Origin of the sequence: uncultured Algibacter sp., assembly GCF_947495925.1 — a bacterium.
GTDB lineage: Bacteria > Bacteroidota > Bacteroidia > Flavobacteriales > Flavobacteriaceae > Algibacter_E.
Window position 1 is genome coordinate 346,676 of the sequence record NZ_CANMAU010000005.1, and the last position, 23,202, is coordinate 369,877.

19 protein-coding genes, 1 tRNA gene and 1 pseudogene are annotated in these 23,202 nt (G+C 34.4%); 14 read left to right on the top strand and 7 right to left on the bottom strand.

All coding sequences use genetic code 11. The features are described 5' to 3' along the window. Nucleotides 1-67: 67 nt before the first annotated feature. Complete coding sequence (locus tag Q0857_RS12510; protein WP_298535774.1) at nt 68-1,090, bottom strand: metal-dependent hydrolase; 1,023 nt, start codon at nt 1,088-1,090, stop codon at nt 68-70. 97 nt (nt 1,091-1,187) lie between these two features. On the opposite strand from Q0857_RS12510, the gene nhaC reads away from it, so the two are divergent. The 6 genes and pseudogenes from nhaC (at nt 1,188) to Q0857_RS12540 (ending at nt 6,119) form a co-directional block, all read left to right on the top strand. Continuing rightward, nucleotides 1,188-2,672, top strand: coding sequence for a Na+/H+ antiporter NhaC (nhaC, locus tag Q0857_RS12515; protein ID WP_298535776.1), 1,485 nt, complete (start codon nt 1,188-1,190; stop codon nt 2,670-2,672). A gap of 265 nt (nt 2,673-2,937) precedes the next feature. Beyond that, nucleotides 2,938-4,083 (top strand): annotated as a pseudogene (locus Q0857_RS12520) (sulfatase-like hydrolase/transferase). A gap of 56 nt (nt 4,084-4,139) precedes the next feature. Next, on the top strand, nt 4,140-4,403 hold the full coding sequence (locus Q0857_RS12525; protein ID WP_298535778.1) for a hypothetical protein: 264 nt from the start codon (nt 4,140-4,142) through the stop codon (nt 4,401-4,403). Between the two features lie 427 nt (nt 4,404-4,830). Continuing rightward, complete coding sequence (locus Q0857_RS12530; RefSeq protein WP_298535781.1) at nt 4,831-5,475, top strand: peroxiredoxin; 645 nt, start codon at nt 4,831-4,833, stop codon at nt 5,473-5,475. A gap of 91 nt (nt 5,476-5,566) precedes the next feature. Next, nucleotides 5,567-5,881: a co-chaperone YbbN gene (locus Q0857_RS12535; protein WP_298535783.1), complete on the top strand. Its 315-nt coding sequence runs from the start codon at nt 5,567-5,569 to the stop codon at nt 5,879-5,881. Continuing rightward, on the top strand, nt 5,862-6,119 hold the full coding sequence (locus tag Q0857_RS12540; RefSeq protein WP_298535785.1) for a hypothetical protein: 258 nt from the start codon (nt 5,862-5,864) through the stop codon (nt 6,117-6,119). The genes Q0857_RS12535 and Q0857_RS12540 overlap by 20 nt, the downstream gene beginning before the upstream one ends. Nucleotides 6,120-6,255: 136 nt before the next feature. Here Q0857_RS12540 and Q0857_RS12545 read toward each other — a convergent pair whose 3' ends face one another. From Q0857_RS12545 to Q0857_RS12555, 3 genes are all read right to left on the bottom strand, one after another. Next, a complete protein-coding gene (locus Q0857_RS12545) occupies nt 6,256-6,726 on the bottom strand; it encodes an ankyrin repeat domain-containing protein (protein ID WP_298535787.1) in 471 nt (156 codons plus the stop codon). A 62-nt stretch (nt 6,727-6,788) separates the two neighbouring features. After that, the gene (gene katG / locus Q0857_RS12550; protein ID WP_298535789.1) at nt 6,789-8,990 is read right to left on the bottom strand and encodes a catalase/peroxidase HPI; all 2,202 of its coding nucleotides are present in this window, start codon (nt 8,988-8,990) and stop codon (nt 6,789-6,791) included. Nucleotides 8,991-9,228: 238 nt separating this feature from the next. Continuing rightward, nucleotides 9,229-10,074 (bottom strand): hypothetical protein, encoded by an 846-nt coding sequence (locus tag Q0857_RS12555; protein WP_298535791.1) that lies wholly within the window; start codon nt 10,072-10,074, stop codon nt 9,229-9,231. Between the two features lie 481 nt (nt 10,075-10,555). Here Q0857_RS12555 and tpx point away from each other — a divergent pair, with 481 nt between their 5' ends. From tpx to ribB, 6 genes are all read left to right on the top strand, one after another. Then, the gene (gene tpx / locus Q0857_RS12560; RefSeq protein ID WP_298535793.1) at nt 10,556-11,062 is read left to right on the top strand and encodes a thiol peroxidase; all 507 of its coding nucleotides are present in this window, start codon (nt 10,556-10,558) and stop codon (nt 11,060-11,062) included. Continuing rightward, nucleotides 11,055-11,423, top strand: a complete 369-nt coding sequence (locus Q0857_RS12565) for a diacylglycerol kinase family protein (RefSeq protein WP_298535795.1) — start codon at nt 11,055-11,057, stop codon at nt 11,421-11,423. The genes tpx and Q0857_RS12565 overlap by 8 nt, the downstream gene beginning before the upstream one ends. A 112-nt stretch (nt 11,424-11,535) precedes the next feature. Further along, a complete protein-coding gene (locus Q0857_RS12570) occupies nt 11,536-13,926 on the top strand; it encodes a DNA translocase FtsK (RefSeq protein WP_298535797.1) in 2,391 nt (796 codons plus the stop codon). Nucleotides 13,927-13,936: 10 nt separating this feature from the next. Then, entirely contained in the window at nt 13,937-14,572 is a 636-nt protein-coding gene (locus Q0857_RS12575) for an outer membrane lipoprotein carrier protein LolA (protein ID WP_298535799.1), read from the top strand. A gap of 8 nt (nt 14,573-14,580) precedes the next feature. Then, nucleotides 14,581-16,614, top strand: a complete 2,034-nt coding sequence (locus tag Q0857_RS12580) for an LptF/LptG family permease (protein ID WP_298535801.1) — start codon at nt 14,581-14,583, stop codon at nt 16,612-16,614. Nucleotides 16,615-16,777: 163 nt separating this feature from the next. Further along, nucleotides 16,778-17,923: a 3,4-dihydroxy-2-butanone-4-phosphate synthase gene (gene ribB / locus Q0857_RS12585; protein ID WP_298535803.1), complete on the top strand. Its 1,146-nt coding sequence runs from the start codon at nt 16,778-16,780 to the stop codon at nt 17,921-17,923. Nucleotides 17,924-17,927: 4 nt separating this feature from the next. Here the strand turns inward: ribB and Q0857_RS12590 are convergent, their stop codons facing one another. The 3 genes from Q0857_RS12590 to Q0857_RS12600 form a co-directional block, all read right to left on the bottom strand. Then, nucleotides 17,928-19,052, bottom strand: a complete 1,125-nt coding sequence (locus Q0857_RS12590) for a T9SS type A sorting domain-containing protein (RefSeq protein ID WP_298535805.1) — start codon at nt 19,050-19,052, stop codon at nt 17,928-17,930. 453 nt (nt 19,053-19,505) lie between these two features. Then, nucleotides 19,506-20,699, bottom strand: coding sequence for a DegT/DnrJ/EryC1/StrS aminotransferase family protein (locus Q0857_RS12595; RefSeq protein ID WP_298535807.1), 1,194 nt, complete (start codon nt 20,697-20,699; stop codon nt 19,506-19,508). Between the two features lie 132 nt (nt 20,700-20,831). Continuing rightward, the gene (locus Q0857_RS12600; RefSeq protein ID WP_298535809.1) at nt 20,832-21,461 is read right to left on the bottom strand and encodes an NAD(P)H-dependent oxidoreductase; all 630 of its coding nucleotides are present in this window, start codon (nt 21,459-21,461) and stop codon (nt 20,832-20,834) included. A 189-nt stretch (nt 21,462-21,650) separates the two neighbouring features. Here Q0857_RS12600 and Q0857_RS12605 point away from each other — a divergent pair. After that, a tRNA-Ser gene (locus Q0857_RS12605) sits at nt 21,651-21,735 on the top strand. A 241-nt stretch (nt 21,736-21,976) separates the two neighbouring features. Beyond that, nucleotides 21,977-23,200, top strand: coding sequence for a site-specific integrase (locus tag Q0857_RS12610; RefSeq protein WP_298535811.1), 1,224 nt, complete (start codon nt 21,977-21,979; stop codon nt 23,198-23,200). Nucleotides 23,201-23,202: the final 2 nt, after the last annotated feature.

Genomic DNA, 23,202 nt, shown 5'->3' on the forward strand with positions numbered 1-23,202 from the left:
CGCTTATTACATACTAAATATTTAAACTAGCCAAAGCATAAAGCGTGTATGGTGAATATTCATAAAATTAGATGCCTTTAACGCGTTTCCAAAGTGAAGCTAGCGCATTACCTAGGCTGTCAAATTTAGGTTCAAACGGTTTCATATTTAGTCGATTCTTATCCTTATATAGCAACAAACTAAATACAGATGAATCAGGATCGTTTAAATCAAGAAGCGGATAACGCAAATCATTATAGCGGTATTCTAATTCACTTATTTTATAAACACTGTAGAAATTATTACTAAACCAAGCAAGACTTGCTATATCGTCATATTCAGATGGTTTTAAATCACGCTTTTTGGGGACTTCGGTGAATTTTAAAAACCTATTTTTAGTATCGAATAATGAATAGTCTGCCACATAATAAGTATCAGCAGTTTCAGCTATACCATACCATAACACATTATTAAAAATGGCTGGCTGAGTACTAAATCTTATATAATCAATATGACTTTCTTCCGCCGATTTTCTAAAAACCGAATCAATATATAATTTGTTTCCAATAGAAAATAGCATATAAGCAGAACTCATACCTAATCCTAACTTTAACCAGAGTCTTCTTTTGCTCGATGCGCGTTTAAAAAACATAAGCACTATTACACAAATTAAAAAAGGCAAGGTATATATTGGATCGACAACCGCTATATTATTAAAAGCCACTCTGTAATTACTTATTGGAGCAAAGAGTTGTGTGCCGTAAGGTGTAAAACAATCTAATATGGGATGTGTAAAAAGCGACCAAAAAAACAAACTTATCCAATCATTTCTCGTAGTGGTACCCTGCCGATTTCCAGTATTGTATAATTTACATACCAGCCAACCCAATAATAAAGCTGCAATAATCGAAAAAAATATCGAGTGCATAAATCCACGATGAAAAAGCATAGCATCTATTTCATTCCCAAATAACAAACTACCTACATAAACATCTAAGTCTGGTATGGTTCCACCAATGGCACCAAACAGTAAAGCCTTATTTCCATTTTTTTTTCCTAAAACAGCTTCTCCACAAGCCGCTCCTAACACAATTTGGGTTAATGAATCCATAGTCTTTTTTATAGCTAATGGCTAAAATACTGAACTATTCGCATTTGCATAGCATTATTGAAAATCGTAACATTACAAGTGAAATTCAAAAAGCCTTATGGATAGCCAAAACATTGTACCAAAAGAACCACGGGACGAAAATATTATTGAAAATAAAGAACTTAATATTTGGGAAGCTTTAATTCCTGTTTTCGCTCTAGTTATCATGTTGTTTTTCAATGTGTTTTTTGTTTATGGAGACGATGCATTAAATGGTAGTAATCAGTTTATTTTGCTATTAGGTGCGGCCGTTGCTGCTATAGTTGGTTTTTACAATAAAGTATCTTACAAGCAAATGCTTGATGAAGTTGCTGAAAATATTAAATCTGCAGCTGGCGCTATTTTAATTCTATTAATGGTTGGAGCATTGGCAGGTACTTGGCTAATAAGTGGCATTATTCCTTCTATGATTTATTATGGACTACAATTATTAAATCCAACAATATTTTTAGCGGCTTGTGTTGTTATATGCGCCATTATATCGATAGCCACAGGTAGTTCATGGACTACTTCGGCAACTGTAGGTATAGCCCTAATTGGTATTGGAGAAACTCTTGGAATTTCATTAGGTATGACAGCCGGCGCGGTACTTTCAGGCGCATATTTTGGAGATAAAATGTCGCCACTAAGTGATACAACAAATTTAGCACCTGCAATGGCTGGAGGCGAATTGTTTTCTCATATTAAATATATGTCGCTTACAACTGTACCTACAATTGTAGCTACAATATTGGTATTTATAATAATAGGTTTCAATATTGACATTTCAGGAACGCCTAATATTTCGGATAAACTTTCAGCCATAAGAGAAGGCTTTAATATTACTCCTTGGCTTTTTTTAGTTCCTATTGTGTTGATTTTTTTAATAGTAAAAAAAACGCCTCCTTTAGTAGCTCTTCTTATAGGTACAATTTTAGGAGGTATCGCTGCAATAATTGCACAACCCAATATTGTGGTAACGGTTGCCGAGGCTGACTCATTTTCTTTTCATTCAGCATATAAAGGTGTTATGAATGCTATTACAATCGATACTTCAGTGCAAACCTCAAGCGAAGAGCTTAATGATTTGTTTTCTTCAGGAGGTATGAAAGGCATGCTAAAAACGATCTGGTTAATAATCTGTGCCATGGTTTTTGGTGGTGTAATGGATGCTATAGGAGCACTAGCCAGAATTAGTCAAGCCTTATTGAGTTTAGCTTCAACAACATTTGGGCTGTTTGCAAGTACGGTAGCCAGTTGTTTGGCTTTAAATGTAACCGCGTCAGACCAATATTTAGCTTTAGTCGTTCCGGGCAAAATGTTTAAAAAAGCTTATGAAGACAAAAACCTCGCTCCTGAAAATTTAAGTAGAACACTTGAAGATTCTGGAACAGTAACATCAGTCCTTGTGCCTTGGAATACCTGTGGCGCTTATCAGTCAGGCGTTTTGGGTGTACCCGTTGCAGATTATTTTTTCTTTGCTGTTTTTAATTGGTTAAGTCCATTTACAACGCTTTTGTTTGCCGCTTTCAGAATAAAAATCAAACAGCTAAGGTCAAAATAGAATACGCTTATATGAACAGAAACATGGTTTGTTAGAAACTGGAAGACCCTCACAAGAAATTATTAAAGCACTTGTTGAAAAACGGTGGATAAACCAGCTAAATAAATAGAGACTAAAAAACTAATAGCTTAATTAATTATCTTGTAAACAAGAATAACCTTAACATTTTAGATTTATGAAAAAAACAAGACTATCTGTTGCGATGATTTTATTGATTATCGCTGGTACCTAGGCACAAAAAAAAGGAGAAAAACCCAATATACTTGTGGTTTGGGGTGACGACATTAGGCAGTTTAATGTAAGTGCCTACAATACCGGTATGATGGGCTATAAAACCCCTAATATTGACCGCATAGGAAAGGAAGGCGCCACATTTAAAGACTGGTATGGACAAAAAAGTTGTACCGCAGGACGTGCCGCTTTTATTACAGGGCAATCCCCCATTAGAACAGGCTTAACAAAAGTAGGTTTACCTAGTGCTCCTGAAGGTATGAAAATAGAAGACCCTACTATTGCTGCCATGCTTAAAGATCATGGCTATACTACAGGGCAGTTTGGGGAAAATCACTTAGGTGATAGAGATGAAATGCTACCAACTAACCACGGCTTCGATGAATTTTTTGGAAACCTTTACCATTTAAATGCGGAGGAAGAACCTGAATTACCAGATTATCCTGCAGATTTCAAATTTGAAGATGGTAGTACCATGAAAGAACGCTTTGGGACTAGAGGTGTTATACATTCTTATGCCGATGGTAGAATTGAAGACACAGGACCATTGACAAAGAAAAGAATGGAAACAGCAGACATTGAAGTAACTAATGCTGCTTTTCGCTTTATGGCTGATGCTGTAAAAGATGACAAACCATTCTTTGTGTAGTGGAACAGAACACGTATGCACGTATGGACTTACCTTAAGCCAGAGTCTGAAGGAAAAACAGGGTTAGGCGTATATGCAGATGGCATGGTTGAACATGATGCTATGGTGGGGCAATTATTAGACAAGCTAGAGGAATTAGGTATTGCAGACAATACCATTGTCATGTATTCTACAGATAATGGTGCTAAAGTATTTACTTGGCCTGATGGAGGAACAACCATGTTTGCTGGAGAAAAAGCCACACAGTGGGAAGGTGGTTTCCGTGTGCCCACAGTTATCAGATGGCCAGGTGTGATTGAACCCGGTACAATTATTAATGATATAGGCGCCCATGAAGATATGTTTCCTAGGTTCTTAGCGGCAGCTGGAGATACAGATGTAAAAGAAAACCTTAAAAAAGGCACAAAAGGGAAATCTTTGGGAAGAGATTATAAAGTTCACTTAGATGGTTATAACCTTATTCCTGCATTAACAGCTAAAGAAAACTGGCCAAGTAAAGAATTTTATACTGGACAGATGATGGCAATGTAGCTGCGTTAAGATATAATAACTGGAAAATTACCTTTTTAGGACAGAATGGCCACGGCATGCACGTTTGGCAACAGCCTTATGAACAATTACGCATGCCTATGGTAGGAAACTTAAGATCTGATCCTTTTGAAAGAGCACATCATGAAACGATTGGATATGGAAAATGGCAATTTGAACATATGTTTGTTTTCGCTCCTGCAGGAATTTATGTTGGCAACTGGCTACAAAGCTTTAAAGAGTTCCCTCCTGGTCAAAAACCAGGTAGTTTTAGTCTAGATCGTGTTATGGAACAAGTAACAAAAGGAGCTAGAGACAAATAAAAAACCCTTATTAATAGCAGTATGTATGAAGCAAAAACCGAGTAGCTAGTTACTAGGTTTTTGTTTTAAATCATCAACTTGATGTGCTGATAACCCAACGTATTTTCCAAAGAAAAATAAAACTACTAATTATAATTCTTATTCATTTGGAGCTAACCTGAACATGATGTTCTGGTAGAACTTAGTAATAATAATAACAAGTCTTTATGTTTACGCGTTAAGGCCTGTTTTTTTTATCAAAAAAATCACCTATTATTTTTAACGTATTGATAAAGAATTCTCCAATAATTACATATTTCTTATTCTTTAAATCTTAATAAGCAAAATCTATAGATTAATAAGAAATTAAAATTTCTATTTCCACTAAAACTAACACCTAGTTCTATATTTGCACTTTGAAAATTATTAACATTTAAAACATATAAAAATGACATTAGTAGGAAAAAAATTTCCAGATTTAAACGTTGACGCAATGAATGAGATGGGGGATACTTTTAAAGTAAACGTTCTTGAGGAAGCGGTTAACAATAAGAAAAAAGTTGTATTGTTTTGGTACCCAAAAGATTTCACTTTTGTTTGCCCTACAGAATTACACGCTTTTCAATCAGCTTTAGCTGAATTCGAAAAAAGAAACACGATTGTAATTGGTGCTTCTTGCGATACTCCTGAAGTACATTTTGCATGGTTAAGCACGGCAAAAGACAATGGCGGTATTGAAGGCGTAACCTACCCTATTTTAGCAGATAGCAACAGAAATTTATCTAGTGTTTTAGGTATTCTAGACATCACAAACGAAACTTTTGATGAAGAGACTGGTACCGTGCAAGTTGAAGGAGATAATGTGACTTATAGAGCAACTTATATTATTGATGAAGATGGTATAGTACAACACGAAAGCATTAACAATATGCCATTAGGGAGAAACGTTGGAGAATATTTGCGCTTAGTTGATGCGCTAACACACGTTCAGGAAAAAGGAGAAGTTTGTCCTGCAAATTGGGAAGAAGGTAAAAGTGCTATGAATGCCAATGCGAAAGCTACTGCTGAGTATTTAGCAGCTCATGCTAACTAAAGAGTTAAACATTATTGCAGCAAAGTGAAGCGACCAAATCGTCATACTCAGGTTGCTTCATTTTTGTGGTAATAAATTTAAAACATAAATTATGGTTAAAGAATTAAACGAAGATAATTTACAAAGCTTAGTTTCTGAAAACGATACTGTTGTGGTACAATATTCAGCGACTTGGTGTGGAAACTGTAGAATCATGAAACCAAAAGTTAAAAAGTTGGCTTCTGAGTTAGAAGATGTGACTTTTATTATCGCTGATGCGGAAAAGTTTCCTGAAAGTAGAAAATTAGCCACTGTTGATAATTTACCAACGTTCGCTACTTTTAAAAATGGGACCTTTGTGAACCAAGTTCAGACTAATAAATTTGATGTTTTAAAAGATTTAGTAAATGAAGTTACCAGTAATTAAGCACTTAACACAATTTATTGAAGACAACGACGAAGATTATGTTGTTGAAACTATTGAGACTTTAGAAGCCTTAACAGAAGTATCTTCACTAAAAGACGAAGAATTAGATGTTATAGGCGAATTAATCTCGAATATGTATGGCGCCATTGAAGTCAACAAAATGACAAAAGATGGTATGCCTAAAAAAGAAGCTTTAAATAGTTTTATGGGCAGAGTTATGGGCTCAATAGATACATAATTGAAAAAGAAAAATGGATCTTAAAAAAAACCACTTTGTGTATGCAAAGTGGTTTTTTGCTTTTATTATCCATAACTTTCTCCAAAATAGATTCTATTACACTGATAATAAACACTTGGAAATAGACTAGGCCGTTTTATTCTAAAAGACCAATAATTTTTTGATATCCTTTATCTTTTGCATAGTCCACTGCTATTTTACCGGACTTGTCGGTCACTGTTTTATCTGTACCATGTTTTAATAATAAGGCTACCATTTCAGTTTGGTCATACATGGAAGCAAAAATTAAGGGGGTATATCCTAAATTGTTTTGTGCGTTTATTTGGGCTCCATGTTCTATCAAGTATTTGGCAATTGGAAGATTCCCTTTAAAAGACACACCTATTAAAGCTGTATTACCCATAGCATCTACATCATCTACAGGCGCCTTTTGTGCTATTAAAATTTTGACTATGGCTACTTTATCAAAATAAGCAGCAAAAATTAAAGGGGTAAAACCCCTTGTATCTTTAACATTAATAAGTCCTGGGGTCTTATCTAGTTGCGCTTTAAGTTGTTCTGGACTTCCAGATTGTATGGTATTAAAAAAGAGAGCGTTATCGTTCATAAAGTCATTTAAATAGAACAGGGATGCATATAATAAACATGCACCCCTGTTTATTAATCTATTTATTTTAAATCAAAACGGTCTAAATTCATAACTTTAGTCCACGCCGCAACAAAATCATTAACAAACTTATCTTTTCCGTCGTTTGCTGCATATACTTCGGCTACTGCTCTCAGTTCTGAATTCGAACCAAAAATAAGATCAGCACGTGTTCCCGTAAATGCTAATGCCCCCGTTCTTCGATCACGACCTTCAAACAAACTATCATCATCTGAAGTAGCACTCCAAGTATATGTAAAATCAAGAATATTAACAAAGAAGTCGTTTGTTAAACTCCCCTTGTTTTGTGTAAATACACCATAATTAGAGTCATCATAATTTGCCCCTAAAACACGCAGACCACCAAGTAAAACAGTCATTTCTGGAACAGAAAGCGTCATTAAATTAGCCTTATCAACCAATACATCTTCTGCCGCCACATTTAGATTAGCATTCATATAATTCCTAAAACCATCTGCTATAGGCTCCAAATAACCAAAAGATTCTATATCGGTTTGTTCCTGTGAAGCGTCTCCTCTTCCCGGGGTAAATGGCACTTCAATGGCATGTCCGGCATTTTTCGCTGCCCGTTCAACACCAACAGATCCTCCTAACACAATCAAATCTGCTATAGATACTTCCCCGCTAAATGCCTTCTTTATGCCTTCATAAACTTCTAAGACCACAGCAAGCTCAGACGGGTTGTTAACTTCCCAATCTTTTTGTGGCGCCAAGCGAATGCGACCCCCATTTGCGCCACCACGCATATCAGATCCCCTAAATGTTGATGCTGATGCCCAAGCTGTTTTTACTAACTGAGAAACACTAAGTTCTGAAGCTGAAATCATCCCTTTTAATGAAGCTATATCGGCGTTAGATAAAGCAGCATCACCAACAGGAATAGGATCTTGCCATAATAATTCTTCTTCCGGAACTTCTGGTCCCAAATACCTAGAAATAGGTCCCATATCGCGATGCGTTAATTTATACCATGCTCTGGCAAATGCATCCTCAAGCGCTTTTGGATTCTCGTGAAAATGCTTCGATATTTTTAAATATTCAGGGTCTAATTTCAAAGCCATATCTGCGTCGGTCATCATTAAGGCTTGTCGTTTTGAAGCATCTCCAGCTGCAGGAGCCATTTTGGCTTGAGAAGCTTGCGTGGGTGTCCATTGACTGGCACCTGCTGGACTTGTTGTTAATTCCCAATCATAATTCAGTAATACATCGAAATAATCATGATCCCAATTTGTTGGGTTTGGCGTCCAAGCCCCCTCTAAGCCACTGGTAATAGCATCATCTAATACGCCAGAACCATAACTATTTTTCCATCCGGTACTCATGTTTTCAATAGGAGCGCCCTGAGGTTCTGCGCCCACATACTCATCAGGATTTGCCGCACCATGGGCTTTCCCAAAAGTATGTCCGCCAGCCGTTAATGCCACTGTCTCTTCATCGTTCATTGCCATTCGGCCAAACGTTTCACGCATGAGTTGCGCTGAACCAAGCGGATTGGATGATCCATTAGGACCTTCAGGATTCACATAGATGAGCCCCATATGTGCCGCACCCAAATGTCCTTCTAATTCTTTTTCCTCAAATCGATCTTTATTTCCTAACCATTCTGTTTCAGACCCCCAATATACATCCTGTTCAGGCTCCCAAACATCCACACGTCCTCCAGCAAAACCAAAGGTCTTAAATCCCATGGACTCTAAGGCACAATTACCCGCCAGTATCATTAAATCTGCCCACGACAAATTTTTACCATACTTCTTTTTAATAGGCCATAACAGCAAACGCGCCTTATCTAAATTTCCGTTGTCTGGCCAACTATTAAGAGGTGCAAAACGTTGATTCCCTGTATTTGCTCCTCCTCTACCATCTCCTACCCGATAGGTTCCGGCACTGTGCCAAGCCATACGAATCATAAGCGGTCCATAATGGCCATAATCAGCAGGCCACCAATCTTGAGAATCGGTCATTAAATCAATAACTTCTTGCTTTAACGTATCAAAATCAATACTATTAAAAGCCTGAGCATAATCAAAATCTTCCCCCATAGGATTAGAACTTTTATCATGCTGTCTTAAAATATTAAGTTTAAGCTCATTGGGCCACCAATCTCTATTTCTTGTTCCACTACCTGCAGTTTCCTTTTGTTTGCCAGAAAAAAAAGGACATTTACTTAAATCGCCATTTTGGCCGTTATGTTTATCATCCATATCTTATAATGTTTTTAAATTTCTTAATGAACTAAATTTAATCATTTAATAGTCACAAATAAACAATTCTCTATTTCTTAACATTATTTGCCAATTGATAATATTTATGAAATAAAAAAACAGACTATTACTAAACCTAAAAAAAAGCGCTACCTATAAAGTAGCACTTTTTTAATTTCAATTTTAATAGGTCTTATATATCCATAATAATAACCTATTCTAAGGATTCTCTATAAAACTAACTTGACTGTATTTTCACAGCTATGGTATACACTTTCATTTTTTCAGAAAAATCAAAATCAAGTTGATGATAATTAAGTCGATCTTGAACAAACTTTTTAACATCTGCATTTTCAGTTTCTATTCCTAAAACAATAATTTGGTTAGCAGAGTTCACCGTTAATCTCACTTGGCCTTTAGAATTTTCATCTACTGCAAAATCAGGATTACGAAGCAACTCACCAATAGTTTCTGACAAGTCTTGTTTGTCTTTTTTGGCACTATCAGACATGCTTGCTTTAGGCATTTCCTTAATTTCAGAAACTTGCTGCACTTGTGCTCTATCACTGTCTTCGCTTCTAGCGCTTGCGGAATCCCCAGAAGATACACTTGCCATTTTTTGCATAGCGGCAATAACCTCAGAACTATTCCACATGCCTATTTGACGTACAATCTTGCCTTCAGCAAATCGATACGTTAAATGTACAGGAACATCCACAACCTGCTCACTTCCTTTTAATTTACATTGCCAATCTAGCCAACAATTTACCCAGGTCTCACCGTCATCTGTTACAACCATTTCATATTCCTGATCCTTATCTAAAAATTTACGACTTGAATAATTAGCTTCATTGCCTTTATGATATGCCAATAATTCGTCATTAGACATGGCTTTGGTTTTTGAATTGAAGTAGGTTTTGCAAGTATCAGCCATAGCACTGAAATCGTAATTCTTGGCGTTATATTCGCTTATAAGCGTTTTAACAACATCTATTTCAGGAGATTGTTGCGTGTAACGTTCTTTTGGCCGCTGGCAAGCTGTTAGACCAATTGCAAGCATTACTAACACTAATTTTGTCTTCATAATTTAAAAAATATTTATTGATAGTTGGTTAAAATACACGACTAATAATGCAAAAACATAATCAATAAGGTCAAGAAAACCAGTATACATTAATCTCAAAAAAGTAGAAGAAAGGGCGAACTGTATGCTTAAAAATAGTTAAATCTCTGTTAATCAAGAAATTATTGATAAACTATTTGATTCCGAAATATCTAATGAATTTATATCCAGTCTATTAGGCATGCAAGGGCTATTTCCTAGATAACTTTAAATCCTAATCTTGGTCCATTTTTATTGCATTCAAAAAAGCAATTGCTGCTTTTCGATGATTAACTAGCCTTAAAATCAAAGGCATAACATCTGTTTTTTAATCCCAATGGATATACCAATCTTTTAGTCTTTAAAGGAAGTAAGCCCAATGTTAAAAAAACAATCAAACTATTCTTAAATTATTTTCGAATCAAATAAATATTGCTACTTTTAAAATCTCAAAAAATATACTATGGCTAATATCACATTGGGAGGAACACCCGTAAAAACATCAGGAGAATTACCTAAAATAGGCTCTGAATTACAAAACTTTGAATTGGTTGCTATTGACTTATCTACCAAAACACTAAAAGATTTTGAAGGCGGTAAATTGCTTTTAAATATTTTCCCTAGTGTAAACACTGGAGTGTGTTCGGCATCGGTAAGACAGTTTAATACAGAAGCGAGTGAATTAGAGAACACTAAAGTACTATGTATTTCGAGAGACCTGCCCTTTTCTCAAGATCAATTCTGTGCTGCCGAAGGCTTAGATAATGTTATCATGCTATCCGATTTTAAAACTGGTGATTTTGGAAAAAACAACGGTTTAATTTTTGAAACCGGTGGTTTTAGCGGTTTGCTTTCAAGAAGCGTTATTGTTGTAGATGCCCAAGGCAAAGTAATCTACACAGAACAAGTTCCCGAAACTGGTGAAGAGCCAAATTATAAAGCTGCCTTAGAAGCGCTTTACAATGCATAAAAAAGAACCTTTTTTTGTTAACCGATTAAAAAGTGTAGGGTACGCCTTTAAAGGTGCGCTTTTGCTTTTAAAAACTGAGGCCAGCATTAAAGTGCAATTTGTTATTGCACTGATTGTAATTGCTGCAGGGTTTTATTTCCAAATTTCTTCAAATGAATGGATTTTACAACTCTTAGCCATTGGTTTGGTAATGAGTATGGAAGGTATGAATACCGCCATTGAAGAAATTGCCAATTTTATCCATCCAAAACGTCATAACAAAATAGGTTTAATCAAAGATATAGCTGCAGGGGCTGTTTTTATAGCCTCTGTATTTGCTTCAATCATTGGACTTATAATATATCTCCCAAAGATTTTTTAAAATACTAATACTTTTAGGATAAACGTTAGTAATTTGTATTTTTGTTGCATTGTGAAAACAATCCAATCAAGAACATATTTTCTGTTTCTTAATTTGAATCAACAAACCTTTAATGGCCAAGCGTAAACCCAAAACAAAAAAAGCACCTAGAAAAAAAATAAAGGCTCCTAGCTTTAAACTATCAAGTCAACAAAAACTTGTTTTAGGCAGTTTTTTGATTATTATTGGTTTACTTCTATTTACAGCATTTATTTCCTTTTTGTTTACTGGTGAAGCCGATCAAAGTACTTTGACTGAATTTGGTTCTAGAGATGTAAAAACTAAAAATTGGTTAAGTAAATCAGGAGCTTGGTTAAGTGACTTTTTTATCCAAAGAGGGTTTGGAGTCTCTTCGTTTATATTTTCAGGACTCGTTTTTCTTTCTGGGGTATATGTATTAATGAACTTAAGTCGGCTTAAACTTTTTAAACACTGGTTCTGGGGGATTTTAATTATTATTTGGCTATCTATTTTATTAGGCTTTTTAGGAAATTACAATGCCATTCTTGGGGGTACTATTGGTTTTGAAATTAACACATACTTACAAGATTATATAGGTAAAATAGGAACGGCTCTTTTATTATTATTTGGCCTTATTACTTACCTAGCCATACGATTTAAAGTTACTTTCGAAAGTATTCAACGTGTTTTTAAATCTACAAAAAAGGATCTTAAAAATGAGCTTTCAGATTTAAAAGAAGAGCTTATTGTACCACTTGATAACAATTTATCGGAAGAAGCAGAAGCCATTAAATATGCTTATGAAATTCCTCTAGAGAATAAAAAAACAGAACACAAAGAGGATAAAAAATTAGACATAAAACCGTCTTTAACAGAAGTTAAAGTTACTGAACCTGAAGTTAAAGAAGAAGAACCAGAATTAGAAATAAAAGTAGAAGATGTCAAGGAAGAGATTTCAGAAACTAATAATCTAGCCAATAAATTGGTTGAAGACTTTGGACAGTTTGACCCAACTCTTGAACTTGCAAAATATCAATTTCCAACTCTAGATTTATTAAAAAAATACAATACCGAAGGGATTAAAATTAATCAAGAAGAGCTTGAGGAAAACAAAAATAGAATTGTTGATACCCTTAGTAATTACAAAATAGGTATTTCGAGCATAAAAGCCACTATTGGTCCCACAGTTACTTTATATGAAATTGTACCAGAAGCGGGTATTAGAATTTCAAAAATTAAAAACTTAGAAGATGATATTGCTTTATCATTATCTGCCTTAGGCATACGTATAATTGCTCCAATTCCAGGGAAGGGAACTATAGGTATTGAGGTTCCTAATAAGAATTCTACTATCGTTTCTATGCGATCTGTGATTGCCTCTAAGAAGTTCCAAACCTCTGAAATGCAATTACCTATTGCTTTAGGAAAAACTATTAGCAATGAAACTTTTGTTGTCGACCTTGCAAAAATGCCACACTTGCTTATGGCAGGAGCTACTGGCCAAGGTAAATCGGTTGGTTTAAACGCCGTATTAACCTCTTTGTTATACAAAAAGCATCCAGCAGAAGTTAAGTTTATTTTAGTTGATCCTAAAAAAGTTGAGTTAACTCTATTTAATAAGATTGAACGCCATTATTTAGCAAAACTTCCAGATAGCGAGGATGCCATAATAACGGACAACACAAAGGTTATCAATACTTTAAATTCGCTTTGTATTGAAATGGATAACCGTTATGAGCTTTTAAAAAATGCTTTCTGTAGAAACATAGCTGAGTATAATTCGAAGTTTAAAGCTAGAAAGCTAAACCCAAATGATGGTCACCAGTTTTTACCTTATATTGTTTTAGTTGTTGATGAGTTTGCTGATTTAATTATGACTGCAGGAAAGGAAGTAGAAACTCCAATTGCGCGTTTAGCGCAGTTAGCACGAGCTATAGGTATACATCTGATCATTGCTACCCAACGACCATCGGTTAACGTAATCACTGGTATTATAAAAGCAAACTTTCCGGCCAGAATAGCTTTTAGGGTAACTTCCAAGATAGATTCCCGTACCATTTTAGATGGTTCTGGAGCAGATCAACTAATCGGTCGTGGAGATATGCTGTATACGCAAGGTAATGATTTAATTCGTGTGCAATGCGCATTTGTAGACACACCTGAAGTTGAAAAAATAACAGATTACATTGGTTCTCAAAAAGCTTACCCAGACGCTTATTTGTTACCTGAGTATGTCGGTGAAGAGAGTGGCACAAGTCTTGATATAGACATTTCAGATCGAGATAAACTTTTTAAAGATGCCGCCATTGTTATAGTAACAGCGCAGCAAGGGTCTGCATCTTTATTACAACGAAAACTAAAATTAGGATACAATCGAGCTGGGAGGTTAATAGACCAATTAGAAGCTGCAGGAATTGTTGGACCGTTTGAAGGTAGTAAAGCCAGACAGGTTTTAATTCCAGATTTATTAGCTTTAGATCAGCATTTAGAAAATGAAATATAATTTTAAAAATATGAAAAAAGTACTTACCATATTATTAATCACGTGCTCCGCAATCAACTTCGCGCAAGACAAAGCTAAAACCCTTTTAAACGAAGTTTCAGAAAAAGTTAGAAGTTATAATAATATTGCATTAGACTTTAAATACACTCTTGAAAATATTTCAGAAAACATTAAACAAGAAACAAAAGGAGATGTGGTAATGCAAGGTGACAAATACAGACTAAACATTTTAGGAGTAACGAGATTGTTTGATGGCAAATCACTTTATAGCATCAGTACAGAAGATGAAGAAGTTAGTATTACTTCAAATATAGACGAAGACAGCAACAGGATAACCCCAAGTAAAATGTTATCTTTTTATGAAGACGGATACACATATATGCTTGATATTAAGCAAGATGTTAACGGAAGAAAAATTCAATATGTAAAACTCACGCCCATTGATTCGGATTCTGAAATAGAAAACATATTATTAGGTATTGATGCACAGACAAAACATATTTATAATTTAATACAGGTTGGTAAAAATGGTACGAAAACAACATTAACTGTTAATTCTTTTGAAACAAACCAACCGTTACCTAAAACTTTATTTACTTTTGATGCCGACAAATACAAAGATTATTACATCAATAATCTCGATTAATTTAAAGTGTGAAAATATTAGATCGGTACATATTAACCTCCTATCTTAAAACTTTTATCAGCGTGTTTCTTATTCTCATGCTGATATTTATTTTACAAACCATTTGGTTGTACATTAAAGAATTAGCAGGAAAAGATTTAGATATCATAGTTATTGTAAAGTTTTTGGTATACTTTATGCCTAAGCTAATCCCTTTGGTAGTGCCGCTTACTATCTTATTAGCCTCTATTATGGTATTTGGTAGCTTTGCTGAAAACTATGAATTTGCTGCTATGAAATCTACTGGAATTTCATTAAGGCGTGCTATGTCTGGCCTCAGTATTTTTATTGTTGTTTTGGGTGTTATTACATTCTTCTTTTCAAATAACGTTATTCCTTGGGCAGAGCTTAACTCGTACAACCTAAGAAGAAATATCGCGAAATTAAAACCTGCTATGCTACTCGCAGAGGGGCAATTTAATGAGGTAGGTACCTATAATATAAAATTTGCAGACAAAAGCGGTGATAGAGATCAATTTTTAGAGGATGTAACGATACATGTTAAAGGCAGTGATGGTAGAACAAACGCTACAGTAATTAAATCTAAATCAGGAGAGCTGGCTAGCGAAAAAGACTCTAATGTTTTAAAGCTTATTTTATTGGACGGTTATTATTACAGTGACCTATCTCCGAAAAAGGCAAGCGCAAAGAAAAAGAAACCGTTTATTAAAAGTGCATTTGAGAAAAAGATTATCAATATAGATTTATCAAAATTGAATGATGTTGATTTTGATGAACAATCTCAAACCGACAAGTACAACATGCTTAATGTAGTTGGCTTGAACATTACCATTGACTCACTTGTAAAGCAAAGTGAAAATGCCCATAGTGCTTTTTCGAAGAACTTACAACAACGCTCTGGTTTTTCTAGGTTTAATAAAAAAATAGTACGAGGCTCTAAATTTCAAGCATCTAAAAATAAAACGTCAAAAGAGGATAAAGTTTATTCTGGCGATCTTCTTAACATTTTTGAAACTAAGGATAAAATACAATTAGTTGATCTCGCTACAAAATCCTTAAGAAGTTCGAAACAAATTATTACATCTAAGGAGACCACCATTAAGAATTCCAAAGCATGGTTAAATAGGCACATTATTTCATTTCATGAAAAATTTGCCTTAGGTTTTGCTTGTGTCATTCTATTTTTTGTGGGTGCTCCATTAGGTGCACTTATCAGAAAAGGCGGTATTGGCTTACCCATGGTGATTGCGATAGTATTGTTTTTAACCTACCATTTTATCGGAATTTTTGCTACTAACAGTGCTAAAAGTGATGGGTTCAATCCCATATTTGCAAGCTGGTTTTCCACATTAGTAATGCTCCCTCTTGGAATCTTTTTAACCAAAAGAGCAACAGCAGATCGTGGGTTGTTTGAAGGACAAGGTGTTTTGGAGCCACTTAAAAAATTATTTGGTATTAAGAAAGTTAGCATCGATCCAGATGAGACTAAGTACACAAGTGATTCTGAACATTATGAAACACTTAGCAACTACGATAATAATAAACTTATAGACATTATTAAAAATTACCGAGAATATGATTACTCAATTGCCTATAAAAACACTGCATTAGGTATTTTAAATCATAGAGGTATAACCAATCAACAGCTAAAATTCGCTGGGCATTTCACTAATCAGAAATATGAAGAGTCCATACGATTAAAAAATAGATTTGATGAAGATTCGCAATTGGCATGTATACTATATATTATTTTCGCTGCTTTTGCCTTACCTGGTCGAATTTTAGAAAACAATGGTTACGATTTCATCGGTAATATTTTGTTTACCATTGGTATTATCGTTGGTATTCTTTTTTTCTTTGCTTTAATAAGGTCTTTTATAAGTAGTTCCATATTTAACAAGCATATTGGTAAGGAGTCCATACCAAATTCCATATTGTTTATTCTAGTAGGACTCCCTCTCTATTTTATCATTTACCTGTACCAAAAGAAAAAAACAAACAAGGATTTACATTTAAACAATGAAATAAAAAAAACGGCATAGTTATTCTTTTAGCCCTTTATTACTTGCCTTATTTAATTTCAAATAACCCTGCATATTCTTTATTGCAACATTTTTTTAATTAAAAAATTAAGAAGGACTTAAGATAGAATTATACAGAATCTTTTAAAATAAGCAATATCTTTGCATAATGATGGCAAATACTATGACTACAAAAAGCACTCAAGAGTTTAAACTGAATACCATTAGCGAAGCTATTGATGATATTAGAAACGGTAAAGTAATTATTGTTGTAGATGATGAAAATCGTGAAAATGAAGGTGATTTTTTAGCCGCAGCTGATAAGGTTACACCAGAAATGATAAACTTCATGGCCACGCACGGTAGAGGACTTATTTGCGCACCATTGACTGAAAACCGATGCAAGGAATTGGAATTAAATATGATGGTTCGAAACAATACCGATCCTATGGAAACGGCATTTACCGTATCGGTAGATTTACGCGGTAAAGGTGTTACTACAGGAATTTCTGCAAGTGATAGAGCACAAACTGTTAAAGCGCTCATAGATCATGACACTAAGCCTTTTGAATTAGCAAGACCCGGACATATATTTCCTTTAGTTGCTAAAGAAGGTGGTGTTTTACGAAGAACAGGACATACAGAAGCGGCTATTGATTTTGCGCGTTTGGCAGGGTTAAATCCGGCCGGAGTTATTGTTGAAATCATGAATGAAGATGGTTCAATGGCTCGTCTTCCTCAATTAATGGAGGTTGCAAAAAAATTAGATTTAAAGATTGTTTCCATAGAAGACTTGGTTGCATATAGAATGCAACATGACTCCTTAATTCAGAAAAAAGAAGACTTTCAGGTTGAAACTCGTTTTGGAAGTTTTAGATTAAGAGCCTACAAGCAAACCACTAACAATCAAGTTCATATAGCACTCACAAAAGGACATTGGAAAGACAATGAGGATGTGCTAACACGTATAAACTCCACGTTGTTTAATAACGATATTTTGGGTACACTAACTAATAATGCTGATAAGCAATTAGACGATATGTTTAGTGTTATTAATAAAGCAGGCAAAGGCGCGATAATCTTTATAAATCAAGAATCTCAATCTATGAATATTTTGAGCCGCTTAGGGTATTTAAAGGAAAATCAAGTTTTAAATTCGGTTGCAAAGGCTCCAAAAATCAATATGGATAATAGAGATTTTGGTATTGGTGCACAAATATTACATGACTTGAATATACATAAATTGAGGTTAATTTCTAACACCAAACAAACCAAACGTGTTGGCTTGATTGGCTATGGCTTAGAAATTGTAGATTATGTAAATTATTAAAATCCTATTTAACTATTAGCTTCCTAGAGAATGTATGATTATCTATATCAATACGCAAAAGATACATCCCAGACTTAAGACCTTCAACATTCAATTGATTCACCCGATTAGTAGACATTACCTTCTCCCCTAATATATTAAATAGCTCAACCTCGTTAATGGTTCCGGCAGATTTTATATTTACCACTGTTGAAACAGGATTCGGAAATACTTTAAAACTACCTGCCCCAAAAGTGCTAGTACTCAATGGGTCTGCCATAGAATAGGTCGTCTCCTCTTTATATTCAGGAATCCACTTATCCATTCCTACGTCCCAATTTTCATAAGTAAAAACACTCCTATTCCCATTATTATATTCACTCAAAGCTCTATCACTATCTTCCCAACTACTGCCATTCCAATTCTGACTCAACTGTTCTGTTTGAAGAAGTCCCATGTAGGTGTAGTTAGTTTTTTCTGAATTATCCCAGCCACTGCCATTCCATGTTTCACCAAAATCTTCTTCTGGCAAATCATTCATGTTATAACTTCTCATTATACGTTCTTCAACTTCCCACATTCCACCACCAGAATTCCACTCACTAAACAAACCTTTCGATGCCAAACCATTTGTATACGATATTTCTAATTTATCTTCATTAACCCAAGTACTCATTCCCTCATCCCATGTTTGATCAATCTGTACTGTCATATCTAAGCCATTATACTCATAGTATACTTTAGAGCTATTCTGATACTCCATGGTTAAGAGGTTATAGGTTTGCCTGGTTTCTTCCATTAAATTATTTGAACCGTTGTAGTAGACATACATAACCTTGTACCCATTTATCCACTCCATTGAAGAATCATTCCAAAATTGCTGAACACTTAAGGTTATGTTGTTATTAGAATCGTAAGTCTTTGTAGTTTGATAAATCATTTCCATACTTGGAATCTGATATCCGATTATCTTTGTTTCCTTATTACCTCCGTTATCATAACTATACTGCTCGGTAACGTCGTGTTTCCAGGTTGAGGGAGTTTCATTAGTATCCCACGAATAAATTTTCTTAACCTCTAATTTGTAAGTCTGAGAAAAACTAAACAGTGAGATTAAAATGAATGTTGAAAAAAAATAGAAATGTTTCATGATTAATAGCTTTAAGTTAAAATATAAATTATCATTAATCAAAATGAACGCATCATTTTGATAGAATTATATGCTGAAACAGGTAGCTATTACATACATAAAATCATTTAAAAACTAGAATAAAATAAGATGGAGCGGTTCTAAAACGTAATGAAATTGTTAACTACCGTCATGCTATTAATTGATTACATATTATATAAAACAACAAACATTTTCATTGTTTCATATTGCAGAGAGTTTAATCTGTAATCTGTTTAAAGATACTAAATTAATTAATAATTTAAAAGAATTAAACTACAAAAATCATCTTAAACAATTAAAATACAGTGATTTATATTATATTCAAAATATAAACCACATAAGAAGAAATAGGAATCATTACTAAAAAAACACCCTAACAAGCCAAAGTGTATGGTTCATTAGGGTGTATTTCTAATTCCTGTATTATCTAGATTAAAGGGAAGCTTTAATAGCCTTAACCATTTTAGCTGCTCTTTCTTTAACTTGTTCTTCAGTCCAAGATAATTTAATTAAACAAGAAATGTTCCTTGCTATGTAAGCATCAGATTGAGGAAACTCTGCTGAGCTCAGGTAAGATATCCCCTCTTTAACTTCTTTAGTTATTGGAAACAACGACTTCAATTCTTTCAAATGGTCCCATCTTCTAATATAATGCCAATTATTATTATAATAGTGAAAACAAGCATCCACACCATCTTCCTTAAAAGCAGCGGATACTTTATTGGCTATATCTAAATCTGGTAAAAAGAAACTTATAAAACCATAATTCTCCTCGCCACCTTCTGGAACAGCTCTAAATGTTACTTCAGGAATTTCAGATAAGGCGTCTCTTATAATTCCGAAATTTCTTTTTTGAATGGCTAAAAACTCAGGTAAACGTTTTGCTTGAGCCAAGCCCACTGCAGCATGCAGTTCTGATATTCTGAAATTATACCCTAAAAACGGATGTGTTTCTGCCCCTCGATCGCTACCAACATGGTCATGTCCGTGATCTGTATAATGATCTGCATTGGTATAATACGTTTCGTTATTGGTAATTACAGCTCCACCTTCAGCACTTGTAATCGTTTTTACAAAATCGAAAGAGAAACAACCTAAATCCCCTATACTACCAAGTGGTTTCCCTTTAAAAGTCGCACCAATAGCCTGACATGCATCTTCTATTAATAAAAGATTATGGTCTTTACAAATAGATTGTAATTCACCCATTCTCGCCATACTTCCACACATTTGGACCACCATAACTGCTTTGGTTTTTGGTGTTATAGCAGTTTCAACAGCTTTTGGATCAAGCCCTAAAGTATCATCGATATCAACCAAAATAGGTATAGCTCCCAATAACATTATAGACTCAAAACTTGCTACAAATGTAAAAGTTGGCATAATAACTTCGTCTCCTGCTCCTACTCCTGCAGCAGCCAAAGCTACTGTTACGGCAGCGGTACCATTTGAAACAAGCTGAACATGTTTAGACTTAAGCTGATTTCCTAATTCAGCTTCCAATTCCTTCGCCTTCCAGTGGCCGTTACGCATGCCATCAAAGCCATAGCGCATAAAAACCCCATTGTCTAATACATCGTTTACTTCTTTTCTTTCTAAATCTCCAATTAATTCAAATCCTGGCATAGTTTTAATATTTTATTATATGTTGAATCGTGGTTTTAACGATAAGGTTGAGGCATGAGTTAAATCTCTATATTAAGAGCAAATGCCATTGAGCCCAACCCGAAGGTGACGCTCAATTTATTAATTTTATTTTTAAAATTCAATTATAGCTTCTTCTATAGGTTTTCTTACCTTTTTCAAGTCGGCAAACATGTCATCCTGAGCTCTATAACCAATAGGTAAAAGCAATACAGACTTTAAACCTTTTTCGTCTAAACTAAGAATCTCATCGTACTTGACAGGCACAAACCCCTCCATGGGACAAGAATCAATACCTTCTAAAGCACAGACGGTCATTAAATTACCCAAAGCGATGTAAGCCTGATTGGTGGACCATTGCTGACGCTTTGTAAGTGACATACCTGCCATCATTTTAATCAAATCTTCTTTATAAGGATCTAATATTTCATTAGACGTTTTTCTTATATCCTGAATATTATTATAATACGCTTCCACATCTTCTTTAAGAACATCATTTTGAATACATATTACCAACAGATGCGATGCCTCTAACACTTGTTTTTGAAAATAAGAATGTTCGACTAGATCTTCTCTTAATTTAGTGTTTTCAATGACCAAAAGCTTAATGGTTTGTAACCCAAAAGAAGTTGCTGTTAAATTAAATGCCTGTTTTACAACATTTAACTTAGCCTTTGATAGCTTTTTTGTGGCATCAAATTTTTTTGTTGCATAGCGCCATTTAAGCTGTTTTATGGTATCCATTTTAGAAATAAAATTTGACTGCAAAAATAAGGGATGTAAACTTCTTTTTCAGCACAATGCAAAAAAAATAAATATACTTTGATTGAAGCAAAAATTTATTCTAAAAAAGTGAAGTTTTATTTGAAAGAATTAAAAAAGCGTTCTATATTTGCACCCGCATTCAGGCAAATAGCTTGATTAGGCACTCAAGGAGAAATGGCAGAGTGGTCGAATGCGGCAGTCTTGAAAACTGTTGAGGGTCACACCTCCGGGGGTTCGAATCCCTCTTTCTCCGCTAAGAATTTACTAAATTCTACCAAAAGCCGATAAACACTACGTTTATCGGCTTTTTTAATTTTATTAATTGCCAAATAATAGCAAAAATCATCAAAGAAAAGGGGGCTAATTCGGGGTCACTTCACCTCATCTCCAACTGACCCCGAATAAACCCAAAGCATCTGTAAATAAAGGAGTTACAATCACTTTGCTTTATTTTATTTTTTGTAATTTCAAAGTAAAATATATAACTGACTCCTATGAATAATTCATTTTCTCTACTTTTTTATATAAAAAAGTGCAAAGCAGACTATAATGGCAAAGCAAATATCTACCTTAGAATAACTCTAAATGGTCAACGAGCCGAATTAAGTATTAGGCGTAAAGTATTAGTTGATAAATGGAATTCTGATATGAATATGGCTCGTGGCAGTTCTGATGAGTCTCATGGCATTAATAGATATATCAATACGATTAAAAATAGGATATATACTATTGAACAACAATTTGTATCTGAAGGTAAACCTGTTACTGCAATCTCACTTAGAGATTCTTATTTAGGTAAAGATTCTGATAAGCGAATGCTATTAGATATTTTTGAAGACCACAACAAAAAAGTCAATAAACTTGTTGGTAGTGACTTTGCCGCAGGAACAGCGGAACGCTATAGAACTGCAAAAAAACATGTATCTGAATATATTCAAAAAGAATACGGAGCTAAAGATATTTTAGTCAAAGATGTTAACCATAAATTTATAACTGGTTTTGAATATTATTTAAAAACAGAACGAAATTGCAGCCACAATACTGCTATTAAATACATTACTAATTTTAAAAAGATAATTCGTATCGCCTTTGCCAATGATTGGATTGATAAAGACCCTTTTCTTCATTGGAAAGCAAAACTTAAGACTGTAGATAGAGGATTTTTGACCAAAGAAGAAATTCAAAAAATGGTCGAAAAGGAATTACATACAGAACGTTTAGACCAGGTAAAAGACATTTTTATTTTTTGCTGCTTTACAGGATTGGCTTATGCTGATGTAAAGAAACTTTCTAAAGACGATATCGTTATTGGTATTGATGGCGCCAAATGGATTAAAATTAAAAGAACTAAAACTGATACACGTAGTAACATTCCAATACTTCCAACTGCTGAAGCTTTAATTGAAAAATACGCTAATCAGTCTAATTTGTTAACTGAAAATAGATTACTACCCGTTTTGAGTAATCAAAAGATGAATTCCTATTTAAAAGAGATTGCAGATTTGTGCGAAATCAATAAGAATTTAACGTTTCATTTAGCACGCCATACATTTGCTACTACTGTTACCCTTACGAATGGCGTACCTATTGAATCTGTTAGTAAAATGCTTGGTCACAAATCTTTGAGAACTACACAACATTATGCTAAAATATTGGATATGAAAGTCAGTGATGATATGAAAGTCTTACGAAGCAAACTTGCCACAATAAAGATTTAGCG

Bases quoted from the DNA above. Each gene is read 5' to 3' on its own strand.
- nhaC (WP_298535776.1), top strand. From the start codon at position 1,188: ATGGATAGCCAAAACATTGTACCAAAAGAACCACGGGACGAAAATATT.
- Q0857_RS12540 (WP_298535785.1), top strand. From the start codon at position 5,862: ATGAAGTTACCAGTAATTAAGCACTTAACACAATTTATTGAAGACAAC.
- Q0857_RS12610 (WP_298535811.1), top strand. From the start codon at position 21,977: ATGAATAATTCATTTTCTCTACTTTTTTATATAAAAAAGTGCAAAGCA.
- Q0857_RS12545 (WP_298535787.1), bottom strand. From the start codon at position 6,726: ATGAACGATAACGCTCTCTTTTTTAATACCATACAATCTGGAAGTCCA.
- Q0857_RS12595 (WP_298535807.1), bottom strand. From the start codon at position 20,699: ATGCCAGGATTTGAATTAATTGGAGATTTAGAAAGAAAAGAAGTAAAC.
- Q0857_RS12565 (WP_298535795.1), top strand. From the start codon at position 11,055: ATGCATAAAAAAGAACCTTTTTTTGTTAACCGATTAAAAAGTGTAGGG.
- katG (WP_298535789.1), bottom strand. From the start codon at position 8,990: ATGGATGATAAACATAACGGCCAAAATGGCGATTTAAGTAAATGTCCT.
- Q0857_RS12510 (WP_298535774.1), bottom strand. From the start codon at position 1,090: ATGGATTCATTAACCCAAATTGTGTTAGGAGCGGCTTGTGGAGAAGCT.
- Q0857_RS12575 (WP_298535799.1), top strand. From the start codon at position 13,937: ATGAAAAAAGTACTTACCATATTATTAATCACGTGCTCCGCAATCAAC.
- Q0857_RS12600 (WP_298535809.1), bottom strand. From the start codon at position 21,461: ATGGATACCATAAAACAGCTTAAATGGCGCTATGCAACAAAAAAATTT.
- ribB (WP_298535803.1), top strand. From the start codon at position 16,778: ATGACTACAAAAAGCACTCAAGAGTTTAAACTGAATACCATTAGCGAA.
- Q0857_RS12525 (WP_298535778.1), top strand. From the start codon at position 4,140: ATGCACGTTTGGCAACAGCCTTATGAACAATTACGCATGCCTATGGTA.
- Q0857_RS12590 (WP_298535805.1), bottom strand. From the start codon at position 19,052: ATGAAACATTTCTATTTTTTTTCAACATTCATTTTAATCTCACTGTTT.
- Q0857_RS12530 (WP_298535781.1), top strand. From the start codon at position 4,831: ATGACATTAGTAGGAAAAAAATTTCCAGATTTAAACGTTGACGCAATG.
- tpx (WP_298535793.1), top strand. From the start codon at position 10,556: ATGGCTAATATCACATTGGGAGGAACACCCGTAAAAACATCAGGAGAA.
- Q0857_RS12570 (WP_298535797.1), top strand. From the start codon at position 11,536: ATGGCCAAGCGTAAACCCAAAACAAAAAAAGCACCTAGAAAAAAAATA.
- Q0857_RS12555 (WP_298535791.1), bottom strand. From the start codon at position 10,074: ATGAAGACAAAATTAGTGTTAGTAATGCTTGCAATTGGTCTAACAGCT.
- Q0857_RS12535 (WP_298535783.1), top strand. From the start codon at position 5,567: ATGGTTAAAGAATTAAACGAAGATAATTTACAAAGCTTAGTTTCTGAA.